At 34.6% G+C, this 24,633-nt stretch carries 29 protein-coding genes; 8 read left to right on the forward strand and 21 right to left on the reverse strand.

The annotated features are described in order from the left end of the window. Nucleotides 1–6 precede the first annotated feature (6 nt). The 15 genes from rplN to rpsL form a co-directional block, all read right to left on the reverse strand. Entirely contained in the window at nt 7–375 is a 369-nt protein-coding gene (gene rplN, locus I5M07_RS13975) for a 50S ribosomal protein L14 (RefSeq protein WP_007803649.1), read from the reverse strand. A 2-nt stretch (nt 376–377) separates the two neighbouring features. Beyond that, complete coding sequence (gene rpsQ, locus I5M07_RS13980; RefSeq protein ID WP_200107068.1) at nt 378–635, reverse strand: 30S ribosomal protein S17; 258 nt, start codon at nt 633–635, stop codon at nt 378–380. Nucleotides 636–652: 17 nt separating this feature from the next. Continuing rightward, nucleotides 653–844, reverse strand: coding sequence for a 50S ribosomal protein L29 (gene rpmC / locus I5M07_RS13985; protein ID WP_200107069.1), 192 nt, complete (start codon nt 842–844; stop codon nt 653–655). Nucleotides 845–857: 13 nt separating this feature from the next. Continuing rightward, nucleotides 858–1,283 (reverse strand): 50S ribosomal protein L16, encoded by a 426-nt coding sequence (gene rplP, locus I5M07_RS13990; protein ID WP_200107070.1) that lies wholly within the window; start codon nt 1,281–1,283, stop codon nt 858–860. Nucleotides 1,284–1,301: 18 nt separating this feature from the next. Continuing rightward, nucleotides 1,302–2,054: a 30S ribosomal protein S3 gene (gene rpsC, locus I5M07_RS13995; protein WP_200107071.1), complete on the reverse strand. Its 753-nt coding sequence runs from the start codon at nt 2,052–2,054 to the stop codon at nt 1,302–1,304. 5 nt (nt 2,055–2,059) lie between these two features. Continuing rightward, complete coding sequence (rplV, locus tag I5M07_RS14000; RefSeq protein ID WP_200107072.1) at nt 2,060–2,473, reverse strand: 50S ribosomal protein L22; 414 nt, start codon at nt 2,471–2,473, stop codon at nt 2,060–2,062. A 6-nt stretch (nt 2,474–2,479) separates the two neighbouring features. Beyond that, a complete protein-coding gene (gene rpsS, locus I5M07_RS14005) occupies nt 2,480–2,758 on the reverse strand; it encodes a 30S ribosomal protein S19 (RefSeq protein ID WP_007136562.1) in 279 nt (92 codons plus the stop codon). Nucleotides 2,759–2,764: 6 nt separating this feature from the next. After that, nucleotides 2,765–3,589 (reverse strand): 50S ribosomal protein L2, encoded by an 825-nt coding sequence (rplB, locus tag I5M07_RS14010; RefSeq protein ID WP_200107073.1) that lies wholly within the window; start codon nt 3,587–3,589, stop codon nt 2,765–2,767. A gap of 9 nt (nt 3,590–3,598) precedes the next feature. Further along, nucleotides 3,599–3,889 carry a 50S ribosomal protein L23 gene (gene rplW, locus I5M07_RS14015; protein ID WP_200107074.1) on the reverse strand — a complete coding sequence of 97 codons (291 nt, stop codon included), beginning with the start codon at nt 3,887–3,889 and terminating at the stop codon, nt 3,599–3,601. A gap of 7 nt (nt 3,890–3,896) precedes the next feature. Beyond that, the gene (rplD, locus tag I5M07_RS14020) at nt 3,897–4,526 is read right to left on the reverse strand and encodes a 50S ribosomal protein L4 (RefSeq protein ID WP_200107075.1); all 630 of its coding nucleotides are present in this window, start codon (nt 4,524–4,526) and stop codon (nt 3,897–3,899) included. Then, nucleotides 4,526–5,143 (reverse strand): 50S ribosomal protein L3, encoded by a 618-nt coding sequence (gene rplC, locus I5M07_RS14025; RefSeq protein ID WP_200107076.1) that lies wholly within the window; start codon nt 5,141–5,143, stop codon nt 4,526–4,528. The genes rplD and rplC overlap by 1 nt, the downstream gene beginning before the upstream one ends. A gap of 162 nt (nt 5,144–5,305) precedes the next feature. Beyond that, a complete protein-coding gene (rpsJ, locus tag I5M07_RS14030) occupies nt 5,306–5,611 on the reverse strand; it encodes a 30S ribosomal protein S10 (RefSeq protein WP_007803605.1) in 306 nt (101 codons plus the stop codon). 10 nt (nt 5,612–5,621) lie between these two features. Then, a complete protein-coding gene (gene fusA / locus I5M07_RS14035; protein WP_200107077.1) occupies nt 5,622–7,778 on the reverse strand; it encodes an elongation factor G in 2,157 nt (718 codons plus the stop codon). Nucleotides 7,779–7,788: 10 nt separating this feature from the next. Beyond that, nucleotides 7,789–8,265, reverse strand: a complete 477-nt coding sequence (rpsG, locus tag I5M07_RS14040; protein WP_200107078.1) for a 30S ribosomal protein S7 — start codon at nt 8,263–8,265, stop codon at nt 7,789–7,791. 24 nt (nt 8,266–8,289) lie between these two features. Further along, nucleotides 8,290–8,673 carry a 30S ribosomal protein S12 gene (gene rpsL / locus I5M07_RS14045; protein WP_007136570.1) on the reverse strand — a complete coding sequence of 128 codons (384 nt, stop codon included), beginning with the start codon at nt 8,671–8,673 and terminating at the stop codon, nt 8,290–8,292. Between the two features lie 181 nt (nt 8,674–8,854). Between rpsL and I5M07_RS14050 the strand changes: the two genes are divergently transcribed. The 7 genes from I5M07_RS14050 (at nt 8,855) to I5M07_RS14080 (ending at nt 18,153) form a co-directional block, all read left to right on the forward strand. Then, nucleotides 8,855–10,558: a BamA/TamA family outer membrane protein gene (locus tag I5M07_RS14050; RefSeq protein WP_200107079.1), complete on the forward strand. Its 1,704-nt coding sequence runs from the start codon at nt 8,855–8,857 to the stop codon at nt 10,556–10,558. An 84-nt stretch (nt 10,559–10,642) separates the two neighbouring features. Beyond that, on the forward strand, nt 10,643–13,825 hold the full coding sequence (locus I5M07_RS14055) for a SusC/RagA family TonB-linked outer membrane protein (RefSeq protein ID WP_200107080.1): 3,183 nt from the start codon (nt 10,643–10,645) through the stop codon (nt 13,823–13,825). Nucleotides 13,826–13,836: 11 nt separating this feature from the next. Further along, nucleotides 13,837–15,273, forward strand: coding sequence for a SusD/RagB family nutrient-binding outer membrane lipoprotein (locus tag I5M07_RS14060; protein WP_200107081.1), 1,437 nt, complete (start codon nt 13,837–13,839; stop codon nt 15,271–15,273). Nucleotides 15,274–15,285: 12 nt separating this feature from the next. Then, complete coding sequence (locus tag I5M07_RS14065; protein ID WP_200107082.1) at nt 15,286–16,008, forward strand: BT_2262 family domain-containing protein; 723 nt, start codon at nt 15,286–15,288, stop codon at nt 16,006–16,008. Nucleotides 16,009–16,019: 11 nt separating this feature from the next. Then, a complete protein-coding gene (locus I5M07_RS14070) occupies nt 16,020–16,511 on the forward strand; it encodes a lipid-binding protein (RefSeq protein WP_200107083.1) in 492 nt (163 codons plus the stop codon). 65 nt (nt 16,512–16,576) lie between these two features. After that, complete coding sequence (gene rlmB / locus I5M07_RS14075; protein ID WP_200107084.1) at nt 16,577–17,311, forward strand: 23S rRNA (guanosine(2251)-2'-O)-methyltransferase RlmB; 735 nt, start codon at nt 16,577–16,579, stop codon at nt 17,309–17,311. A 47-nt stretch (nt 17,312–17,358) separates the two neighbouring features. Beyond that, complete coding sequence (locus tag I5M07_RS14080; protein ID WP_200107085.1) at nt 17,359–18,153, forward strand: DUF2490 domain-containing protein; 795 nt, start codon at nt 17,359–17,361, stop codon at nt 18,151–18,153. Here the strand turns inward: I5M07_RS14080 and I5M07_RS14085 are convergent, their stop codons facing one another. Both I5M07_RS14085 and I5M07_RS14090 read right to left on the reverse strand, forming a co-directional pair. Further along, complete coding sequence (locus I5M07_RS14085) at nt 18,154–18,696, reverse strand: hypothetical protein (protein WP_200107086.1); 543 nt, start codon at nt 18,694–18,696, stop codon at nt 18,154–18,156. A 34-nt stretch (nt 18,697–18,730) separates the two neighbouring features. Beyond that, on the reverse strand, nt 18,731–19,495 hold the full coding sequence (locus I5M07_RS14090; RefSeq protein ID WP_200107087.1) for a rhomboid family intramembrane serine protease: 765 nt from the start codon (nt 19,493–19,495) through the stop codon (nt 18,731–18,733). A gap of 156 nt (nt 19,496–19,651) precedes the next feature. Here I5M07_RS14090 and I5M07_RS14095 point away from each other — a divergent pair, with 156 nt between their 5' ends. Beyond that, a complete protein-coding gene (locus tag I5M07_RS14095) occupies nt 19,652–20,929 on the forward strand; it encodes a replication-associated recombination protein A (RefSeq protein ID WP_200107088.1) in 1,278 nt (425 codons plus the stop codon). Nucleotides 20,930–20,938: 9 nt separating this feature from the next. Here I5M07_RS14095 and I5M07_RS14100 read toward each other — a convergent pair whose 3' ends face one another. The 4 genes from I5M07_RS14100 to I5M07_RS14115 form a co-directional block, all read right to left on the reverse strand. Beyond that, nucleotides 20,939–21,730, reverse strand: a complete 792-nt coding sequence (locus I5M07_RS14100) for a hypothetical protein (protein WP_200107089.1) — start codon at nt 21,728–21,730, stop codon at nt 20,939–20,941. Nucleotides 21,731–21,732: 2 nt separating this feature from the next. Next, complete coding sequence (locus tag I5M07_RS14105; RefSeq protein ID WP_200107090.1) at nt 21,733–22,419, reverse strand: YjjG family noncanonical pyrimidine nucleotidase; 687 nt, start codon at nt 22,417–22,419, stop codon at nt 21,733–21,735. A gap of 1 nt (nt 22,420) precedes the next feature. Then, complete coding sequence (gene radC / locus I5M07_RS14110; protein ID WP_200107091.1) at nt 22,421–23,113, reverse strand: RadC family protein; 693 nt, start codon at nt 23,111–23,113, stop codon at nt 22,421–22,423. Nucleotides 23,114–23,235: 122 nt separating this feature from the next. Next, nucleotides 23,236–24,591, reverse strand: coding sequence for a UDP-N-acetylmuramate--L-alanine ligase (locus I5M07_RS14115; RefSeq protein ID WP_200107092.1), 1,356 nt, complete (start codon nt 24,589–24,591; stop codon nt 23,236–23,238). Nucleotides 24,592–24,633 lie beyond the last annotated feature (42 nt).

The following is a 24,633-nucleotide window of genomic DNA, read 5'->3' on the forward strand; positions in this document are numbered from 1 at the left end:
AACGAATTAAAGCACTTCTGGTGCTAATGATACAATTTTCATGAATTGTTTTTCACGAAGTTCTCTTGCTACCGGACCAAAAACACGAGTTCCTCTCATTTCTCCTGCTGCATTTAATAAAACACAAGCATTATCATCGAAACGAATGTAAGAACCATCAGCTCTTCTCACTTCTTTTTTGGTACGTACAACCACTGCAGTTGAAACAGCTCCTTTTTTTACGTTTCCGTTTGGAGTTGCATCTTTGATAGAAACTACAATCTTATCACCAACAGAGGCATACCTTCTTTTGGTACCTCCTAAAACACGGATAGTTAACACTTCTTTAGCTCCCGTGTTATCTGCTACTTTTAGTCTTGATTCTTGTTGTACCATAATTATTTAGCTCTTTCTAGGATTTCAACTAATCTCCAACATTTAGTTTTACTTAAAGGACGCGTTTCGCTAATTCTTACCGTATCACCAATATTGCAGTTGTTTGTTTCGTCGTGGGCAACAAATTTCTTTGTTTTTAACACGAACTTACCATATAATGGGTGTTTAACTCTTGTTACTTGTGAAACAACAATAGACTTATCCATTTTGTTAGAAGTAACCACACCAATTCTTTCTTTTCTTAAATTTCTTTTTTCCATCTTTCAGCAGAATACAATTATTGTAACTCTCTTTTAGTTAGCTCTGTAGCCAATCTCGCAACTGTTCTTCTTACATTTCTGATTTGAAGTGGATTTTCGATTGGAGATATAGCATGAGCCATTTTTAGGTCAGCATATATTTTCTTAGTTTGACTAAGTTTTTCTTGCAACTCCGCTGCAGAAAGATCTTTTATTTCTGATTGTTTCATAATATAATATAAATTATGCTTCGAAATCTCTAGCAACTACGAACTTAGTTTTAACTGGCAGTTTTTGTGCAGCAAGACGCAATGCCTCTTTAGCTACTGACAAAGGAACCCCACCAACTTCAAACATGATTCTTCCGGGTTTAACAACGGCAGCCCAATATTCAACTGCACCTTTACCTTTACCCATACGTACTTCAAGAGGCTTCTTAGTGATCGGTTTATCTGGAAAAATCTTGATCCACAATTGACCTTCTCTTTTCATATAACGAGTTGCAGCAATACGTGCAGCTTCGATTTGACGAGAAGTTAGGAAAGCCCCATCTTCGTGTACCGATTTAATCCCAAACATTCCATTAGAAAGTTCATGCCCTCTTTGAGAGTTACCTTTCATTTTACCTTTTTGTACCTTACGGTATTTTGTTCTTTTAGGCTGTAACATTTTTCTTTAGTTTAAAAATTACTTTCGTTTACGAGCATCAGGTTTTCCACCTTTGTTAAAGTTAGATTTACCTCTAGCATCTCCACCTTTACCACCAGCACCAGATTGTTTCTTATCCATTCCTACTAATGGAGAAAGATCTCTTTTACCGTAAACTTCACCTTTCATGATCCACACTTTGATACCCATTCTACCATAAGTAGTATGTGCTTCAGCAAGTGCATAATCAATATCAGCTCTGAAAGTTGACAAAGGAATTCTACCTTCTTTAAAGCCTTCAGAACGTGCCATTTCAGCACCATTCAAACGACCCGAAATCAAAACCTTAATACCCTCAGCATTCATACGCATTGAAGCAGCAATAGCCATTTTGATTGCACGTCTGTAAGAAATACGGCTTTCAATTTGACGAGCGATACTATTTGCAACTAAAAAAGCATCTAACTCAGGTCTTTTGATTTCAAAAATATTGATTTGAACCTCTTTGTCAGTAATTTTCTTAAGTTCTTCTTTTAACTTGTCTACCTCTTGACCACCTTTTCCGATAATAATACCAGGTCTAGCAGTAGTGATAGTAACGGTTACAAGCTTTAAAGTTCTTTCAATAATTACTTTAGATACACTAGCTTTTGATAAACGAGCATGGATGTACTTTCTGATTTTGTGATCTTCAGCCAATTTATCGCCGTAATCATTTCCACCATACCAGTTTGAGTCCCACCCTCTGATGATACCAAGTCTATTTCCAATTGGATTTGTCTTTTGTCCCATGCTGCTTAAGAATTGCTTTGTGTGTTATTGATAGCTCCAAGCACGATTGTTACGTGATTAGAACGTTTTCTTATTCTGTGTGCACGACCTTGTGGAGCTGGACGAAGTCTTTTCAACATCATACCACCATCTACTCTGATCTCTTTAACAAATAATCCAGCCTCTTCTAAATTACCTTCACTATTTTTTTGCTCCCAGTTGTTGATGGCAGATAATAATAGTTTTTCTAATTTTCTTGAAGCTTCTTTAGAACTGAATCTTAAAATGTTAAGTGCTCTTTCTACCTTCTGACCTCTTACCAAGTCCGCTACTAAGCGCATTTTTCTAGGTGAAGTAGGGCAGTTATTCAATTTTGCGAAAGCAATAGACTTATTAGCCTCTTTTCTCGCTTCTGCTGTTTCTCTTTTACGAACTCCCATTGCTTCTTATTTTTTACCTTTATTTTTTGCTCCAGCATGACCTCTAAAAGATCTAGTTGGCGAAAATTCTCCTAACTTATGTCCTACCATGTTTTCTGTAACATAAACAGGAACAAATTGACGACCGTTATGAACTGCGATAGTTTGCCCAACAAAATCAGGAGTAATCATAGAAGCTCTAGACCAAGTCTTAACCACTCCTTTATTACCACCTGCAATATTTTCTTGAACTTTTTTATCTAATTTATAATGAACAAAAGGTCCTTTTTTTAATGAACGTGCCATATCTTATTATTTCTTTCTACGTTCTACGATATACTTACTACTCGGGTTTTTAGGAGAACGAGTTCTATACCCTTTAGCAGGTATTCCTTTTCTTGAACGCGGATGTCCTCCAGAAGAACGACCTTCACCACCTCCCATAGGGTGATCAACAGGGTTCATCGCTACTGGTCTAGTTCTTGGTCTTCTTCCTAACCATCTTGTTCTACCTGCTTTACCAGACACAACCAATTGATGGTCCGAATTAGAAACCGCTCCAATAGTAGCCGAACAAGTCAACAAAATCAATCTTGTCTCCCCAGATGGCATTTTAATTGTAGCATATTTTCCATCTCTAGCCATTAATTGAGCAAAAGTTCCAGCAGAACGAGCAATAACAGCTCCTTGCCCTGGACGTAACTCGATACAAGAAATAACAGTTCCTAATGGAATTTTACTTAATGGCAATGTATTTCCAATTTCAGGCTGAGCTTCAGCACCAGAAACTAATTTCTGACCCACTTTCAACCCGTTTTGAGCAATTACATAAGTTTTCTCTCCGTCAGCATACACTAACAAAGCAATAAACGCAGTACGATTTGGATCGTATTCGATTGATTTTACTGTAGCTGGAATTCCATCTTTAGTTCTTTTAAAATCAATAATACGATATCTCTGCTTGTGACCACCACCCGTATAACGCATGGTCATCTTTCCTTGACTATTTCTACCTCCTGAGTTTTTTATCGGCGCTATCAAAGAGCGTTCCGGCTTATCAGTTGTAATAGCGTCATAACCATTCACAACTCTAAATCGCTGACCCGGGGTAATAGGTTTTAATTTTCTTACTGACATTTTTCTATCTTAGATATTGTTGTAAAAATCAATTGTTTCTCCTTCTTGTACTTGAACAATCGCTTTTTTAATAGCGTTAGTCTTTCCACTTATCAAACCACTTTTAGTGTATTTAGTAGAACGATCAGGTCTAACATTAATAGTATTCACACTCACTACATTTACTCCATAAGCAGCTTCAACAGCTTTCTTAATTTCAACTTTGTTCGCTTTTCTATTAACTTCAAAACCAAAACGATTCAAAATCTCACTTTGTTTGGTCATTTTTTCCGTTACTATAGGTCTAATTATGATACTCATACTCCTATTATTTGCTTAAATTTTCCTCAATTCCTTCTAAAGAACCCTCTAAAAGCACTAAATTATTAGCATTTAATATTGCATAAGTACTTAATTCTGAGCTAGTTACAACATTAGAAGCCTTTAAATTGCGTGATGACAAATATACGTTTTTATTTGACTCACCCAACACAAATAGCGATTTTTTATTATCTAACCCTAAAGCTTTCAAAACATTAATGAAATTTTTAGTGTTTGGAGTTTCAAAATTAAAGTCTTCCAAAACAATTATATTTGCTTCTTTTGCTTTAATAGAGAATGCTGATTTTCTAGCCAATCTCTTCAAGTTTTTATTCAATTTGAATGAATAACTTCTTGGTCTTGGTCCAAAAACAGTACCCCCACCTTTAAACAAAGGGTTTTTGATACTTCCTGCACGAGCAGTACCAGTACCTTTTTGTTTTTTAATCTTACGTGTACTACCAGTAACTTCAGCTCTTTCTTTAGCTTTATGAGTACCTTGTCTTTGATTTGCTAAATATTGTTTAACATCAAGATATACAGCGTGATTATTTGGCTCAATTGCGAATACTGAATCAGAAAGTTCCACTTTACGACCAGTATCTTTTCCGTTGAAATCTAATACTTTTACTTCCATTACTTGTGAATGATTACATAAGAGTTATTATGTCCAGGAACACATCCTTTTACAAGAAGTAGGTTCTTATCAGCCACTACTTTTAAAACTCTAAGGTTTTGAACATTTACATTTACACCACCTGTTCTTCCAGCCATACGCATTCCTTTGAATACTCTAGATGGATAAGAAGATGCTCCTACAGATCCTGGCGCTCTTAAACGGTTATGTTGACCATGAGTTGCTTGTCCAACACCACCAAAACCGTGACGTTTTACAACACCCTGAAAACCTTTACCTTTAGACACACCTTGTACATCTACAAATTCTCCTTCTTCAAAAATAGAAACATCAATAAGATCCCCTAATTTTTGTTCAGTTGCAAAATTTTGAAATTCAACGACTTTTTTCTTAGCAACAGTTCCTGCTTTTTTAAAGTGACCTAAAGCCGCTTTAGAGGAATGTTTCTCGTTTTTGTCATCGAAACCAAGTTGCAACGCTTCATACCCGTCAACACTTTCGGTTCTGACTTGGGTAACGACACACGGACCAGCTTCAATTACTGTACAAGGAATATTTTTCCCGTTTTCATCAAAAATACTAGTCATGCCGATTTTTTTACCAATTAACCCAGACATAAATATTAATTATTAATTATTAATTATTAAATATAAATATAGAACACAGCTTTTAGCCAAATCCTATCTTTTTTAGAGGTGCAAAAGTATAACTTATTTATACACAATCCAAAAAAAATATTTTTCAGATAAAAACAGCGTTCTTATTTCTCAAAAATCTACTTAAACTTTGATTTCAACCTCAACTCCACTTGGTAATTCAAGTTTCATTAGAGCATCAATAGTTTTAGATGAAGAAGAATAAATGTCAATTAATCGCTTGTATGACATTACTTCGAATTGCTCTCTAGCTTTTTTGTTTACGTGCGGAGAACGCAATACAGTGAAAAGTTTTTTGTGAGTTGGCAACGGAATAGGACCCGTTACTACTGCTCCAGTAGTTTTTACTGTTTTCACGATCTTTTCAGCAGATTTATCCACCAACATGTGATCGTAAGATTTTAGTTTTATTCTGATTTTTTGACTCATTTTCTTAAAATTAAGCGTTACCTTTTGCTTTTTTGATTACCTCTTCTGAAACATTAGAAGGTGTTTCTGCATAGTGAGAAAACTCCATAGTTGAAGTAGCTCTACCAGAAGACAAAGTTCTTAACGTAGTTACGTATCCGAACATTTCTGACAAAGGCACATCAGCTTTAATTGTTTTAGCACCATTTCTATCTCCCATATCATTCACTTGACCTCTACGACGGTTCAAGTCACCTACGATATCACCCATATTTTCTTCTGGAGTAATAACCTCGATTTTCATGATAGGTTCCAAGATAACAGCTCCAGCAGCTTTACCAGACTCTTTATAACCCATTCTAGCTGCTAATTCAAAAGAAAGCGCATCCGAATCCACAGGGTGGAAAGATCCATCTAATAAAGTAACTTTCAAACTATCCACAGCATATCCAGCCAATGGCCCAGTTTTCATAGCTTCACGGAAACCTTTTTCAACTGCAGGAATATACTCTTTAGGAACGTTACCTCCTTTTACTTCATTCACAAACTGTAATCCAACAGGAACTTTACCATCCACTTCGTCAGCCGGTTCGATTCTAAACACGATATCACCGAATTTACCACGACCACCAGATTGTTTTTTGTAAGTTTCTCTATGTTGAGCAGATCTTGTAAACGCTTCTTTATATTCAACTTGAGGCTCACCTTGATTTACCTCTACTTTAAACTCACGTTTCATACGATCAACCAAGATATCCAAGTGAAGCTCACCCATACCTGATATGATCGTTTGACCTGAAGCCTCATCTGTTCTAACTGTAAACGTTGGATCTTCTTCAGCTAATTTTGCCAAAGCCATACCCATTTTATCTACGTCAGCTTTAGTTTTTGGTTCGATAGCGATACCAATTACAGGATCTGGGAATTTCATAGATTCCAAAACAATCGGATTCTTTTCATCACAAAGCGTATCTCCTGTTTTAATATCTTTAAATCCAACAGCAGCACCAATATCTCCAGCCTCAATGTATTCGATTGGATTTTGTTTATTAGCGTGCATTTGGTAGATACGAGAAATTCTTTCTTTGTTACCAGAACGCGTATTCAATACATAAGACCCAGCATCTAAACGTCCAGAATAAGCACGGAAGAAAGCCAAACGACCAACGAATGGGTCAGTAGCAATTTTAAATGCCAAAGCAGCAAACGGCTCTTTTACATCTGGGCGACGTAAAATTTTAGTTTGATCTTCCTCTAATAATTCAGCATCATCAGGATGAATACCCTCAATACCTTCTTTATCCAAAGGAGATGGTAAATATTTGCAAACTGCATCTAACATGAATTGAACTCCTTTATTCTTGAAAGAAGAACCAGCAAGCATAGGAATGATTGCCATGTCGATAGTTGCAGCTCTTAATGCATTGTTGATTTCTTCCTCTGTAATAGAGTTTTCATCTTCCATGTATTTATCCAAAAGATTTTCGTCATAAGTTGCAATCTCTTCGATAAGTATAGAACGGTAGTGTTTTACATCATCAACCATATCAGCTGGAATATCTACGATATCAAAAGTAGCTCCTTGCGTTTCATCATGCCATACAATAGCTTGATTTTTCACTAAGTCAACAATACCTTTAAAATCTGCTTCATCACCAATAGGTAAAGTAATTGCAACCGCATTCGATTTCAACATATCTTTAACCTGTCCGCATACAGCTAAAAAGTTAGCTCCTTGACGGTCCATTTTGTTTACGAATCCCATACGAGGAACCCTATATTGATCAGCAAGTCTCCAGTTAGTTTCTGATTGAGGCTCAACTCCATCAACAGCACTAAATAAGAAAACCAACCCATCCAAAACACGCAAAGAACGATTTACCTCTACAGTAAAATCAACGTGTCCAGGAGTATCAATAATATTAAAGTGATATGGCAATGATTCTGGAAGAACCTTACCTTGCTCAGTTGGAAAATTCCAAGTACAAGTTGTAGCAGCAGAAGTAATTGTAATACCTCTCTCTTGCTCTTGTGCCATCCAGTCCATTGTTGCAGCACCATCGTGCACCTCACCAATTTTGTGTGACTTTCCAGTATAAAAAAGAATACGCTCAGTAGTTGTTGTTTTACCAGCATCAATATGAGCAGCAATTCCTATATTTCTTGTATATTTTAAATCTCTAGCCATTTCTTACGAATTAAAATCTAAAGTGAGAGAATGCTTTATTAGCTTCTGCCATTTTGTGAGTATCCATTCTTTTCTTAACCGCAGCACCTTCTTCTTTAGCAGCAGCTAAACATTCTGACGCTAAACGTTGTGCCATAGATTTTTCATTTCTTCTTCTAGCATAAAGGATTAACCATTTCATTGCCATAGAAATTTTTCTATCAGGACGGATTTGCATTGGAATTTGGAATGTAGCTCCACCCACTCTACGACTACGCACTTCTACGTGAGGCATAACGTTTGTTAAAGCATCTTTCCAGATTTCTAATGAAGTTTTCTCATCGTTTTGCTTTTTCGCTTCAATGATATCAATTGCATCATAAAATACTTTAAAAGCTGTAGATTTCTTACCATCCCACATCAAGTTGTTCACAAAACGTGTTACCAACTGATCATTAAATCTTGGATCCGGTAAAAGTGGTCTTTTCTTTGCCGCTCTTTTTCTCATGTCTTTTTCTTAAAAGTTTTTAAATTACTTTTTTGCTTCTTTTGGGCGTTTAGCACCGTACTTAGATCTTCTTTGCGTTCTTCCTGCAACCCCTGACGTGTCAAGCGCTCCACGAACGATATGATATCTAACACCTGGTAAATCTTTTACCCTTCCACCTCGCACTAATACTATCGAGTGCTCTTGTAGATTATGTCCTTCACCTGGGATGTAAGCATTCACTTCATTACCATTTGTCAAACGTACACGCGCAACTTTACGCATTGCAGAGTTTGGTTTTTTTGGTGTAGTAGTGTAAACACGCGTACAAACCCCTCTTCTTTGAGGACAAGAATCTAAAGCAACCGATTTACTCTTCTTAGTGATCTGAGTTCTTCCTGTTCTTACTAATTGTTGAATTGTTGGCATAATTAATACTAAAAATTTATTATGTATATTAAATTCCCGCTTTTTACGGGGTTGCAAATGTATAAAATATTTTTCAGTAACCAAACGTTAAATCATTAATTTTCAATACAATTATTTCACTTCTAAAAATTCTTTTGTAGAAATAAAAAATCTGTACTTTTAATAAAATTTAAAATCTCTTTTGAAAACCTTCCTCTACTCCATACTATTACTCCTTTTGTCGCTATCTCTTACAGCCCAAAATACCACTTTAATAATTACTGGAAAAAACAAACAGGAGACGCAAATAATTGATTCTATTTCATATATAAAAAAACACGATTCTCCTGAAGCAGCGAAAATCGAATCTAGAAAAATCATAAAAACCCTCTCCAAAAGCGGTTATCTAAATTTAAATTCTTCATTTTTAACAACAAAAAAACAAGACACTTTACTATTTCATGTAGAACTTAATCAAAAAATACAAGAAGCACATCTGTATATTGATAAGAATAAAATCAATACCAGTCCTTTTTTGAAAGAATTAAAAAACGATACTTTAATTATACCATTTACCGAAATAGAAAACTTTCTAAATAAAAAATACGAAATCTTAGAAACATCTGGAAAACCATTTTCAAAACTTCGACTAATCAACCTACAACAAAAACAAAATATCTTGATAGCTGAACTCGATTTTTATATCGAAAACAAAAGAACCATAGATGCTATTGTTTTTAATTATGAAGACGAAAAAAAAACAACCCAACTACCCGAAGGTTTTCAAAAATTTTTACTCAAAAAATACAAAGGAAAAGATTACAACAAAAAAACCATCGAAGAAATAAAAAACGAGATCAATCAAATTGATTTTATCAAACAAAACAAATATCCTGAAGTACTTTTCAAAAAAGATTCTACTATTGTTTACACCTATTTAAGTAAAAACAATTCCAATACATTTGATGGCTACATCGGATTTAACAACGATGAAAATCAAAAAATAAAACCTAGCGGTTATTTAAATTTAAAACTTGATAATATTTTATACCATGGCGAACAATTTAAATTACTATGGAATAATAATGGAGGACAACAAAAAAGTTTTAATAGCTCACTTGAAATTCCTTTTTTATTTAAGACTCCTATTTCACTAAAAGGCGAATTAAACATTTTTACTCAGGACAGTATTTTTCAAAATACCAAAACAGAAATAGGAATCGGTTATTTGTTGAATTTAAATTCAAAAATTTCATTTTACTACACCAACACCGAATCGAGTAACACACAAAACGGCATTTCAGATATAAACAACTTAGCTGATTTTAAAACCAAATTTGCAAGCTTGGGTTTTAGATTTCAAAAAAAATCCACTCAAACCTTTTTTTCAAGAAAGAACCAATTACTAGAATTGATTTTAGGTTACGGCACAAGAAACGCTTCCACACTTACACCTCAAAAACAAATTCAAATAAATACCGAATACCGCAACACTTTTGAACTAAATACAAAAAACCATATTTACCTTCGTAACTATAATTTTTTGTTAACAAGCAATCACTATTTAACAAACGAACTTTTTCGTTTTGGCGGTATGAATTCAATAAGAGGATTTATCGAAAATAACTTACAAGCCAACTACACTTCTTACCTAAATACGTCATACATTTATCAGTTATCTCCAAAAATAGCTGTGAATTCTGTAATAGATTTCGGTATATTTCAGGATAAAACAAATAAAACCAATCTAAATAAGCTAAACACCATAAAAAGTTTCGGTATCGAATTTAACCTAGAAACAGGCAACAACAACCTGCTATTATCCCTTGTAAATGGTACTATTGAGGACGAAAAGACAAATTTATATAACACAATCTTAACCATATGTTATAATGTTAAATTTTAATCTGCTAGAAAAAAAGGATTTTATTTATTAGGAAAGTTAACAGATTATTAAGATTTTTGTCGAACTAATTCAAAATATTTAAAAATGAAACTAAAGTTCAATGGACTATTAGTGCTTTTACTGGCACTAATGGCGCAAATTACGTTTGCGCAAGAAAGAGTTGTTTCAGGGATCGTTTCAGACGACACAGGAATGCCGGTACCAGGCGCAAATGTGTTGGTGAAAGGAACACAAACTTCAACTCAATCGGATTTTGATGGAAAGTACTCTATCAATGCCAAATCTACAGATGTATTGGTTTTCTCCTACATTGGAATGGACACCAAAGAGACTTCCGCTGCTAACACTACAGTGAATATAACACTAGCATCGGGGGCTGAAGAACTAGAAAGCGTTGTTGTAACTGCATTCGGTATTAAAAGAGAAAAAAAATCGCTTGGATATGCCACAACAACTTTAAAATCAGACGATTTAACAAAAGTTGTAAACACCAATGCATTTGAAACCCTATCAGGTAAAATTGCCGGTGTAGATATTTCAGCACCTTCTCAACCTGGAGCTTCTACTAAAATACAGATTCGTGGTACTAATACGATAACAGGAAACCAAGGACCACTTTATATTGTTGATGGAACGCCAATTAACAATACTGCAACTGGAACCAGTACTGCAACTAGAAGTTTCGATTCAGGAAATGGTATTAATGACATTGACCCAAACAACATTGAGAGCATGACCGTCCTTAAAGGTGCAGCGGCGTCAGCGTTATATGGTTCAAGAGCTGGTGGTGGTGTTATTATAATTACTACAAAAAAAGGAAAAGCTAACTCAGGTGTGAGTGTTGATATTTTAGCATCTACCGATTTTAGTCAAGTGGCTCGTGTGCCTCATTTACAATCACAATTTGGTCAAGGATGGAGCGGAGTTGGTTACTCAGGACAAAATTCTTACAGTAACGAAAACGGTTCATGGGGACCTGCTTTTAACGGTGAGGTTAGACCATGGGGAACTGTTTACAACAACAGCCAACAAATTAAACCTTATGTTGCTCTACCAGACAATGTTAAGGATTTTTATGATACAGGATATTTATCAACTCAAAACATTAACCTTAGAGGTGGAGGAGAAAACTCTGACTTCTCGTTAAATTTCACTAATGTGAATAGTGACGGAGTAATTCCTACCGATGCAGACAGTTATAAAAAACAATCTATCGGCTTTAACGGAGGTTTAAAATCAAAAAAATTCACATTAAGAACATCCCTTAATTATGTATATAAAGACCAAAGCGCTGTAAATACAGGTCAAGGTGATGATGCAGGACAAGGATCTACTTTGCAACAAGATTTACTACAAATTCCTGTTGATATTAGCGTTGTTGATTTAGCTGATTATAAAAATAACATCTTCAACACACCAGATTATTACTTTACTCCTTATGCTGCAAATCCATATTTCAGTATTAACGAAAATAGCACTAAAGTATATGGTAACAATGTTTTTGGTAATGTAAACTTAAACTATCAATTCAACGATAAATTAAGCGCAACATGGCAAATTGGTGGAAACACTAGAAATGAAAGATTAAAAAGCTATGGTGCGATAGTTGATTATGAGCCTGGAAGTCCTCAAGATGTAGCAGGAGCAAATAAAGTTGTAGGTGGAGTTACAGAATCAAGAAGAGAGTACAATGAATTTGACACTTTCTTTAATTTAAACTATACTACAGATTTAAGTGAAAATTGGGCTATGACCTTAATTGGAGGTTTTAACTACAACAAAAGAGAGTCTGACGTCTTAATAAATTCAATCACAAATTTAGGAATACCTGGTTATTATGAGTTATCAAATACCGCGCAAAGACCAGTTATAACTCAATCAAACACTTTAAGAAGAACTGCTGCAGTTTATGGATCGGCAGAGTTTTCATTTAAAAACAGGTATTTTGCTACGGTAACAGGAAGACAAGACATGACCTCTACATTACCAACAAATAACAATTCCTATTTTTACCCTGCATTATCTTTAGGTGCAATTGTTATTGACAACGGAGAAACTTTCTTAAAATTAAGAGGAGCAGCATCTAAGATTGCAAATGACACCAACCCTTATGCAACTGCTGATTCTTATATCCCTGGTTCTGCTAATGCATACTTTGGAATTTTAGCTTCACCACTTGGAGGAATTAGTTTTTATGAAGCTGGTTCAACATTAGGAAATCCAGATTTAAAACCAGAAACAACTGTTGAATTTGAGGTGGGTGCAGAAGGATCTTTCTTCAGAAACAGAATTAGCTATGACTTAGCTTTATACCATAAAACAACTTCAGATTTGATTGTTAGCTTACCTTTAGACCCATCTACGGGCTACTCTTTCAAAAACATTAATGCTGCAGAAGTAGTAAATAAAGGTATTGAATTATCGTTATCTGGATCACCAGTCAAAAATGAAAACTTCAAATGGGATATCACGTATACGTTTACTAAAAATATGAACGAAGTTACCGATTTGATGGATGGTTACGATAGAGTTGATATCAATTCAGCATACGGTGTAACTTACTCAGCAGTTAAAGGAAAACCAATCGGTTCATATTTTGTATTAGGTCCTCGAACTAATGATGCAGGACAATACATTGTTAATGCAGATACGGGTCTTTATCAACAAACAAATGATTTACAATATGCTGGAAACTCACAACGTGACTTTGTAATGGGTCTTCAAAATAGTTTCAAATATAAAAATTTCCGATTGGCAATGTCTATGGACTGGAAACAAGGTGGTGATTTCTATTCTTACACTAAACGTTTATCGCATTTCGTAGGTAATGGTATCGAAACTACTTACAACGATAGAAATCCATTTATCGTACCTAACTCGGTTAATGAAGTAGTAGATGCAACAACTGGTGCAGTAAGTTATACAGAAAATACAACTCCAGTAGGATTTGAAGATATTTACACATTCTATAATACTTCAAACAATCCAGCGATTGAAAAAACACAAATTATAGATAAAACGTTTGTGCGTTTGAGAGAATTGAGTTTATACTATGATTTCCCATCAAAATTAACCGAAAATTTAGGTCTTACTAAAATCACTTTTGGTGTGTATGGTAGAAATCTATTTATGTGGACTCCAGGTGAAAACCCATATACTGATCCAGAAACGACTACATACGGAACTGGCGTTAGCTCAGACTTTGGTGAATTTGGTACCAACCCTTCACAAAGAGCCTACGGAGGTGTATTAAAATTATCATTCTAAAAACTAAGAAAATGAAAAAAATCATATCAATATTAACAGCGTTTCTTTTATTGACATCATGTGAAGATTCATTTGATATCAATAGAGATCCGGATTCGTTATCACCAGAACAAGCAACGAACAACGTAATTCTTCCTGCAGGTATTGCAGGACTAGCAGGGGCACAAGGGTCATATTATGCTATAATAGGTGGTTTTTGGTCACAATTTTGGACACAAAATCCAACTTCAAGCCAATACAAAACAATCGATGCTTACTCAATAAGTACCAATGATTATATGGGTGCCTGGACCGCCATGTATGATGCTTTAAATGATATTAGAAAAGTAAAAGCTAATGCACTTGCTGAAGGCAACTGGAATTATTATTTAATTGCAACTACACTTGAAGTACAAGCGTCACAAATTATGACTGACTTATACGGAGATATTCCTTATACTGAGGCCAACAATACTAACATTTTACAGCCTAAGTTTAATACTCAAGAAGAAGTATACAATTTAATGATAGCCGATTTACAAACTGCACTATCAAAAGACTTGAATGCTTCAGTGGGAGAAGCACCAGCAAATGACGATTTTATATTTGGTGGAAACATGAGCAATTGGACGAAATATGCCAATACCCTATTGCTTAAATTACACATGAGATTGACAGAAGTTAATCCTGCATTAGCAGAATCAGGTATAAAAACTTTAATCAACTCAGGTGTACAATTTTTAGATGTAGATGCAGCAATGACTCAATTTGAAGATGCTCCAGACAGAAGTAATCCTTTATATGAGTCTGACAGAAGACAATTAAACACTACGTTAAATTTGAGAGCCAGTCTTACTTTGCATTCTTATCTATCAACCAATGCTGATCCTCGTTTAGGTAAATACTACGGAGCAGGAGTTGGACTAATACAAGGAGATTTTGAAAACACAAGTGTTGCAAATCCATCTTTAGTAACTTTAAATCCGACAACAGCTGTTTACTTTATCAGTGCAGAAGAAAGTTCGTTTTTACAAGCTGAAGCACTTGAAAGATATTTTGGTGGTAATGGAGCAAAAGCTAAATACGATTTAGGAGTACAACAAGCTATGAGCAAATACAGTTTAAGCGCCGCTACTTTTATTGCTACTGGTGGTGTTTATGCTTACCCAACAACTGGAACTTTAGCTTCTAAAATTGAAGCAATTATAACTCAAAAATGGATTGCAAGTTTCCCTGGAAACGGATATGAATCTTTCTTAGAACAAAACAGAACTGGTTACCCAAAACAATCTGCAGTTGCTCAAGATGATGATGCTTACGTACCGGGTCAGTTAAGTATTTCAATTGAAAACACTACTGGAGGAAAACTACCTAGAAGAATTATTTTACCAAATAATGTTAAATCCAGAAACTCAAACGCGCCAGCACTTCAAGCGATTACTGCGCCAGTTTGGTGGGATGTAAACTAAAAAAAAAATACGATGAAAAAATTATTATTACCAATTATAGCAATGTGCACGATTTTGTTCACATCATGCGATTCAGATTCATCAAATGTTTCTAAGGTAACATTTTACCCAAATTTTGAAATGAATGGTGACTCCGAAGTTTATTTAAATGTAGGTGAAAGTTTTGATGATCCTGGAGTAGTTGCAACTGAAGATGGAGCTGTTATAGAATACACCACAAGTGTTTCGGGTGATTTAAGAGGTGGAAAAACTCTTGACACCAATGTTCCTGATATCTACACTGTAACTTACACAGCAGTTAACAAAGATGGCTTTAAAGGAACTACTACTAGAAAAGTATATGTTGTTGACAATGGAAATTTAGTTGATAACATTTCAGGTCTATACACTTCTTCATGTACAAGAAATGGAACTATTACTCCTGTATATCAAGACATGAAATATGTTATGATTTACAAAAATGCTGATGGAACGTATCAAATTTCCGATGGTATTGGTTTGTATTATGCTGTTGGTAGAGCTTATGGTCCTGCTTATTATGCACCTGCAAAAGTTAAAGCAAACAGCATCTCATCTAACAATTATACCTATTACCAATTTACGGTAGGTACTTTTGGTGGAAAATGTGACATGAGTGGTCTAGTTGCTGATCCAGCTTCGCAAACAGTAAAATTCACAACAGTATGGGACTCTGGTTATACTTTTGATGTATTACTCAAAAAAGTTCAAATTTAAAATATCACGAAATGAAAAATTTAAAACAAAATATTACAAAAGCAATAATGGTTCTTTTTGTATTAACCGTTTTTAGCTCATGCGATGAAACAGGAAGTACAGATCCAGGAGGAACTTCAGTAGAAAAATTTGCTGGAGAATGGTACATAAGCCTTTATGATCCAACTGGTGCAGCAATTTCTGAACATGATTTATTTGATACATACAACACGGCTGCAAACGATGGTACAATGTGGTTAGATGATCATAATTATCTTGGTAAATTTAAAATTAAAGCCACAACTGAAAAGGACGGAACTTTTTCAGCAAATTCTGCTATTAATGAATATAACGCTAGAACAGTTACTATTACTGAAGGTAAAGTTGAGCAAAATGCAGCAACATCAAAAGGTGGACATACTGTAGATAAAATTTCTTTTAATGCAGAATTTAGTGATGAGCCAGGTGTAATTTACTATTACGAAGGACATAGAAGAACTGGTTTCTACGAAGATGAATACTAAAACTAAATCGTTTAGTATAGAAAAACCATCAGCGCAAGCTGGTGGTTTTTTTATATCTTTGCGCCATGGAAAAAGAACAATTAATATTTGGCATACGTGCCATTATAGAAGCAATACAAGCAGGTCAGGAAGTAGACAAAGTGTTTATTCAAAAAGAGCTTACGGGTGAATTAATGAAAGAACTTCAGAAAGTCATGAAACGCTCGGGCATTAATTTTTCGTATGTTCCTGTAGAAAAGTTGAATCGATTAACTCCAAATAACCATCAAGGTGCGGTAGCTACCATTTCGCCTATTGGATTTATTGATTTAGAACATTTGGTAGAGTCAACAATGGATTCCAGTTCTAAACCTTTATTTTTATTATTAGATCAAATTTCTGATGCCCGAAATTTTGGGGCTATAATTCGTACGGCAGAATGTACTGGTGTTAATGGCATCATTATTCAAAAATCGGGTTCGGCTCCAGTAAACGGCGACACAGTTAAAACATCTGCGGGTGCTGTTTTTAACGTTCCTATTTGTAAAGTAGAGCATATTAAGGACGCTATTTTTTACCTACAGAGTTCCGGTATTAAAACTATTGCCGCAACAGAAAAAACTGACGATACACTTTATGATTTGGATTTAAATGAACCCATTGCGATTATTATGGGTTCGGAGGAAAGAGGTATCAATCCATCAGTTCTTAAAATTGTTGATGAAAAAGCCAAGTTACCCATGTTTGGCAGCATTGGATCATTGAATGTTTCTGTAGCTTGCGGTGCATTTTTATACGAAGCTGTTCGACAAAGAAAATAATTCTCTAAATGAGAAAATACGTATAAAAAATTGTAATTTTATACAGTATGTCGTTTGTAATAAATAAAAATATTTTTGTTTGGATCTGGCTTATTCTTGCCACACACTTTTTGTATTCACAAACAACTTCTTCAAATGAATTTTGGACGGAAGCTCGTTTTAATGGTACTTTAAACGAAAGATGGGCTACTGAATTTGATTATCGTTTAAAATCGGGTGACAATAGCAATCTAACCAATCCGTTTAAAGAAACTTTGCAAAATTCCTACATGGGATGGGTTCATTATTACGCCTCTCCAAGATGGAAGGCTTCATTTGGCGCTGGGTATTTCGAAAACGAACATATTGAAGAATTTAGCTTTCCAAACACGCACGAATGGCGCTTTACACCACAGGGGACTTACTTTTTTCACAAAATTGGATATACCTTCAGCACAAGAATGCGTTTTGAATTTAGAAATATTTATAAAGATTCTGGCGATAACAATCATACCGTTCGATATCGGCAACAATTTAAATTACTAAAACCATTTAACAGTAAATTTTTACGTAAAGGTGTATTTTACGGATTTGCTTCAGAAGAATTATTTTTTCAATCTTCTAATCAAAGTAAATTAAAATTTTTAAATAGAAATCGATTTAAGATAGGTGCAGGTTATCTATTTACTGATGATTTACATGTAGAATTATCATATATCAATGAATACCAACCTTTAGATGATGAGAATTTAAATACCAATATTTTTTCAATACGGATTATTTACAACAATTTAATTAAAAAAATAATTTCCAAAATAAATTCCGAAGAAACAGCAAATAGTAACGAACAAACAGACGATTAATTATTTTTGGTCTTCATTCTTTACTTTCATGGTTTTCTTTTTAGATTCTTCATAGCAATTTAACTGTTGCATAATGGCTTTTTTATGCAACTTAAAAGCATAATTACGAACAAATTCGGTTCCTTCCATATTAATTGAAGCTATTTCTGCCTCGTATAATTTAAAATCTTCCAAATCCGATTTCTTAATCAAATACATGACTTGCAAAACAGAATCGTGTTTTACATATTGGGTATCATAATGCTTAAGATTATACCAGGATTTGTTTCCTAATTTAATTTTTAAATCGTTTTTTAGTTTTATTCCATCTTCTTTCTTAGGAAACGGTTTTGGACGTAAGGCAATGAAAAAGTTTTCATCATCGGTCATAATATTGATTTTCAATGATTTTGACTTTGTGGTATAAAAAGCACTGGGATCAAAAAAATACATCATTGATCCATCAGCTAACACTTTATTTTTTATTTCGCATTGCGCCTTCATGGGTAAAACACAACCAAAAATAAAAACGGATACTACTATTTTGAAAAAAAATCTTTTCATAATATGTAAATATACAAAATTTTAATGCTAAAATTTAATTATTTGATTCTCGCTTTAGTATATACTTCACATCAAAATTAGAAGTGAAATAGGGATTATCGGACATATCCTCCTCTTCTGCATCCTCTAATAAAGGTGGATTTATAAAATTACCATTAGCGTCAAATTGCCGCAAGAAAGCATCATTTTCTGGTTTAAAATCGGGTCTTTGCCAATCGTAATGATAGACTTTTTTATATTCGGGCAATTTATAAAAAACAGATAAAAATAAACCTGTAATAAATCCAGACAAATGTCCTTCCCAAGAAATTGTCTGATCCCCCTCTGGAAACATAAACCAAACCATTCCACCATATACCACTATAGTAGCCAAAGAAAGCGCTACCAACCTATAATAATGCGATTGCAAACCTTTGAAAAAAATGAAACTAAAAAGCACGTAAATTAAACCACTTGCCCCAATGTGGTAATTCGCACGCGCAATAACCCAAGTAAAAATTCCCGAAAAAACAATCCCAAAAAATAGCACTCCAGCTGTTTGTTTGGGGTAAAAATACCGTAGCGCAGCCAATAAAACAAATAGCGGAATAGTGTTATGATACAAATGACTTAAATCGGCATGAATAAAAGCACTTAAAAAAATACCTTGTAAACCCGAAAAAGTACGTGGAAAAATTCCGTTGTCATAAAAATTATAGTCAAAACGAATTTGAACCCAATAAATAATCCATAGTAGTAATACAAACAGAAAAGGAAACCCTAAAACTGAATTGGAATATCTAAACTGAGAATCATTCATGCATTTTAATTTATTTTAAAAATAACAAAAACAACTCCAAAAAATATTTAAGACGATTTGGCAGTTTTTGTTCAACTAAAACATTAAAAAAACCACCAATTTAAAATACAAATAGATTGCTTAATTTTACTTTCTCAAAATTTTAGAATTTGTACCATGGATGCTCCTTTAGCCGAACGTATACGCCCACAAAAATTAGAAGATTACATCAGTCAGTTGCATTTGGTTGGCCCAAACGGCTCCTTAACGCAACAAATTGTAAAAGGCATCGTACCTTCACTCCTATTTTGGGGGCCTCCTGGAACCGGAAAGACTACTTTGGCACAAATCATTGCCCAAGAGTCAAAACGTCCTTTTTATGAATTGAGCGCCATTAATTCGGGTGTAAAAGACATTCGCGAGGTCATTGACAAAGCCAAACAGTCTGGCGGCTTATTTACAGCCAAAAACCCAATTTTGTTTATTGATGAGATTCATCGTTTTAGCAAATCGCAGCAAGATTCGTTATTAGCTGCTGTCGAAAAAGGTTGGATTACCTTAATTGGAGCCACAACCGAAAACCCAAGTTTTGAGGTCATTCCTGCACTTTTGTCTCGCTGCCAAGTATATGTTTTGAATGCTTTTTCGAAAGCCGATTTAGAAGCACTTTTACAAAGAGCCATGAAAATGGATACTAAATTAAATACTAAAAATATTCAGCTACAAGAAACCGAAGCTTTATTGCGGCTGTCGGGAGGAGATGGACGAAAATTATTAAATATTTTTGAACTCGTAGTTAATGCATCATCCGAAGAAAACATTGTAATCACGAACCAACGGGTACTTGAACTGGTACAGCAAAACACCGTACTTTATGATAAAACGGGTGAGCAACATTATGATATTATTTCGGCTTTTATTAAGTCCATTAGAGGAAGCGATCCTAACGGAGCCGTTTATTGGTTGGCCCGAATGATTGAAGGCGGTGAAGACGTAAAATTTATAGCCCGCAGAATGTTAATTTTAGCCAGTGAAGATATTGGAAACGCTAATCCAACTGCTTTGATTATGGCCAATAATACTTTCCAGGCAGTAACGACAATTGGATATCCCGAGAGCCGCATTATCTTGAGTCAATGTGCCGTTTATTTGGCAACATCTCCTAAAAGCAATGCCTCCTATATGGCAATTGGTGCTGCCCAACAAATGGTGAAACAAACAGGCGATTTACCTGTTCCGCTTCATTTGCGTAATGCGCCAACTAAATTAATGAAAGAATTGGGTTATGGTGATGAATATAAATATTCACATGATTATCCGAACAATTTTGCAGAACAAGAATTCTTACCAGATGCTATAAAACAAACGGTTTTTTATAATCCGGGGAACAATTCTAGAGAGAATAGCACCCGCGAATTTCTAAAAAACCGTTGGAAAGATAAATACAATTATTAATTCCGAAAATTAGAATTTCACGTCTATTGTTTCAGAAATTAATTTATCGTCTTTGTAATATTCAAAAATCCATTTATTATCTTTTAAATTCAACGAACCTTGCACGCCATCTTTAACGGCAATAAATGAATTGGGTTGTGAGGTTTTCATTAATTTCATAACAACTTTAGGCGTTTTATCAATCAATTGATACCCTGTTTCGGTAGGTTGTGCATAGAGCATATTTGCCGAATTACTATTTGAAGAAATCATAGGAACTCTGGCTACTGCTACTGCAGGAGCAGCTACAGGAGCTGTAGTTACGACAGATTGATTTCCATTGGCTGCTGCTTTTGGAGGCATTCCGTTGGCCACCACTTCATCTTTAGTAACTTTTCCGTTGTATTGGTAATTCAATTCTTTTATCGAAACAAAAGCACCTTCTAAAGCTTCTTTGTAGGCTGGTTCGTATTCTTTAATTTTACTTTTCCCAGTTTCAGATGTATAAACCGTTTTCCCGTAACAATCTTTAAAAACCACAAATAATTTGGTTGTTAAAAAAGCATTGTCTTTTACCACATCTGCATTTAACAATGAACAACGATGTCCGTAATATTCTTGAGGCAATTCTTCATTCGAATAATAAACTGTAAAACCTGCTTGTTGCAAATAATATTTGGTTAAAGTAGCCAAGCGGTATTGATTTTCCGATTTTAAAAAATCGAATTTTAAAGGTACAATCACTGCTTTATAATCATTAATGGATTGCGCAAATGAAAAACTAGAGATTAACAAAAGGACTAAAAGGAACTTCGTTTTCATATTTATAAATAATTTTTAAGTTCTAATAAATGAGTAATTTGTTTGATATTGGAATCGACTTTTACTTTCTTTTCATTAAAAAAAATAGCATCGATACCGGCATTTAGAGCACCTAAAACATCGGCTTCTAAAGAATCTCCAATCATTATAGAGGTTTCTTTTTGGGCTTTTGCTTCGGACAGAGCATAATCAAAAATAATTGGATTGGGCTTTTTAACCCCCGCCATTTCTGAATTGGTAACGGTAACAAAATAATTGCTTAGTGCTGAATTGGTCATTTTTTTATGTTGCACCTCAGCAAAACCATTGGTAATAATGTGCAATTTGTATTTGGTTTGAAGGTAGTTTAAAATTTCGATTGTACCATCAAAAAGATGATTGTGCAAAGGCAAAAAATCAATATAATCTTGCGCTAACTTGTCAATTTGCGTATCGTTAATAGAATACGACAAAGCATCAAAGGAAAACTTCAACCTATTGTAGCGCAATTCGTGATGCGTAATTTGATCATTTTGATACAACTGCCAGCAAGATTGATTAATCGGAATGTACTTTTCGATAAAATGCGCGGTTTGAATTTCAGGAAAATCTCTTTTAAAAAGTGTGTCAAACGCCATTTCTGAATTTTTATCAAAATCCCAGAGCGTATGATCCAAATCAAAAAAAATATCCGTTATGTAGTTTTTCATGCTAAAATATACCTTCATCTACAAAACTAAAATATTTTGTTTCAGTAATGATCAAATGATCCAAAACTTTAACATCTAAACTTTCTCCGGCGGTTTTAATTTTTTTGGTAATTTGTCTATCTGCATCGCTCGCAATCAAAGTCCCCGATGGATGATTGTGGCATAAAATGATGGCTGTTGCGCCAATTTCTAAAGCTTGTTTAAAAACCAACCTCACATCCACCATTGTACCGGTAATGCCACCTTTACTTTGTTGCGATTTGCTTAAAACTTTATTGGAATTGTTCAGAAATAAAATCCAAAATTCCTCGTGAGGCAATTCGCCAATTATGGGTTGCATTATTTCAAAAACCGCTTTACTCGAGGTGATTTTGGTTAATTCTTCTGAATCCTCTGCCCTTCGTCGTCTCCCTAATTCTGTTGCTGCAATGATGGAAATAGCTTTGGCTTCGCCGATTCCTTTAAAATTCATTAATTGCTGAATGTTTAATTTACCCAGTGCATTCAAATTATTATTTACACTGCTCAAAATGCGCTTACTAAGATCCACAGCCGATTCGTTTCGATTTCCAGAACCAATTAAAATGGCTATTAATTCGGCATCGCTTAAGGCTGCTTTTCCTTTTAGCATTAATTTTTCACGAGGTCTATCGTCTTCGGACCAATGTGTAATGGGAAAATTTGAAAATTCCATAAAAGTATTTTTAAACGTACTAATATAGAAACATTTATTAAAAAAGAAAGAATTTTCATTCAAACAAAAAAAGCCAACTCATCAGAATTGGCTTTAAAATTTATTGTCTTATATTTTACTATTTATTGAAATAGTTGTTTTAGATCGTCAAAATTCAAACCACCGTAATTACCAGAACTCATCAACAACAATGCGGAATTTTCTAAATTACGACTAAATAAAAACTCTTTAAATTCAGCTGGATTGGTATAAATAATTAAATCTTTTCTATTGAAAGCTTTTGCAATTTGGTCATACGTTACTTCTTCCAATTGTTTGATTTTTACGGCATCGGGCGAATAAAAAACAACAGCAACATCGGCCGAATCTAGAGCGCCTTCATATTCTTTTAAAAATTCGGCATTCAAACTACTGTAGGTATGCAATTCTAAACAAGCAACCAAAGTACGGTCTGGATATTGCTCTTTTACAGCTTTGGTAGTAGCTGCTACTTTACTGGGCGAATGTGCAAAATCTTTATAGGCCACTTTACCTTTGCCTTCTGCAATTTTTTCCAAACGTTTAGAGGCACCTTTAAAACTAGCAATGGCTTCGTAAAAATCGGCTTCATCAACGCCCATATTTTGACAAATCCATTTGGCCCCGGCTAAATTATTTAAATTATGAGCACCAAAAACTTCAATTGGCATATCCCCTTCTGGAGTTTCTAGCAAAGTTTTACCCTCTTCAACTTTATAATTTGGAGTTGAATACGCCAATTTACGAATTGGATTGGTAGCCGCTTCTGAAACTCGTTTTACTTCAGGATCGTTTTCATTATAAACCAAGATGCCTCCGTTTGTTATTTTTTCGATAAAAATTTCAAACTGATTTACATAGTTTTCATACGTTGGAAAAACATTGATATGATCCCAAGCAATTCCAGAAATCAACGCAATATTGGGTTGGTACAAATGAAATTTTGGTCTACGATCAATTGGAGATGACAAATATTCATCGCCTTCTAAAACCATAAAATCATTTTCTTCGGTAAGATGCACCATGGTATCAAAACCTTCCAATTGTGCACCAACCATATAATCTACTTCGATATTGTGGTAATGCATGACGTGCAAAATCATCGAGGTAATGGTTGTCTTTCCGTGCGAACCTCCAATTACTACGCGAGTTTTATTTTTAGATTGTTCGTATAAATATTCAGGATACGAATAAATTTTCAATCCAAGCTCCTGAGCCTTTAACAACTCCGGATTATCCGCTTTGGCATGCATTCCTAAAATAACGGCGTCAATATCTGTTGTTATTTTTTCGGGAAACCAACCCATTTCAGCAGGCAAAAGTCCTTTTTTTTCTAAACGTGTTTTGGAAGGTTCAAAAATAGCATCATCGCTACCGGTAACTTGATATCCTTTATTATGCAAAGCCAAAGCCAAATTGTGCATGGCACTTCCACCAATGGCAATAAAATGTGTTTTCATACTTTGATTGTATTTTTTTGATTTTCAACACCCTATAATTAA

Source organism: Flavobacterium agrisoli (assembly GCF_016522065.1).
GTDB lineage: Bacteria > Bacteroidota > Bacteroidia > Flavobacteriales > Flavobacteriaceae > Flavobacterium > Flavobacterium agrisoli.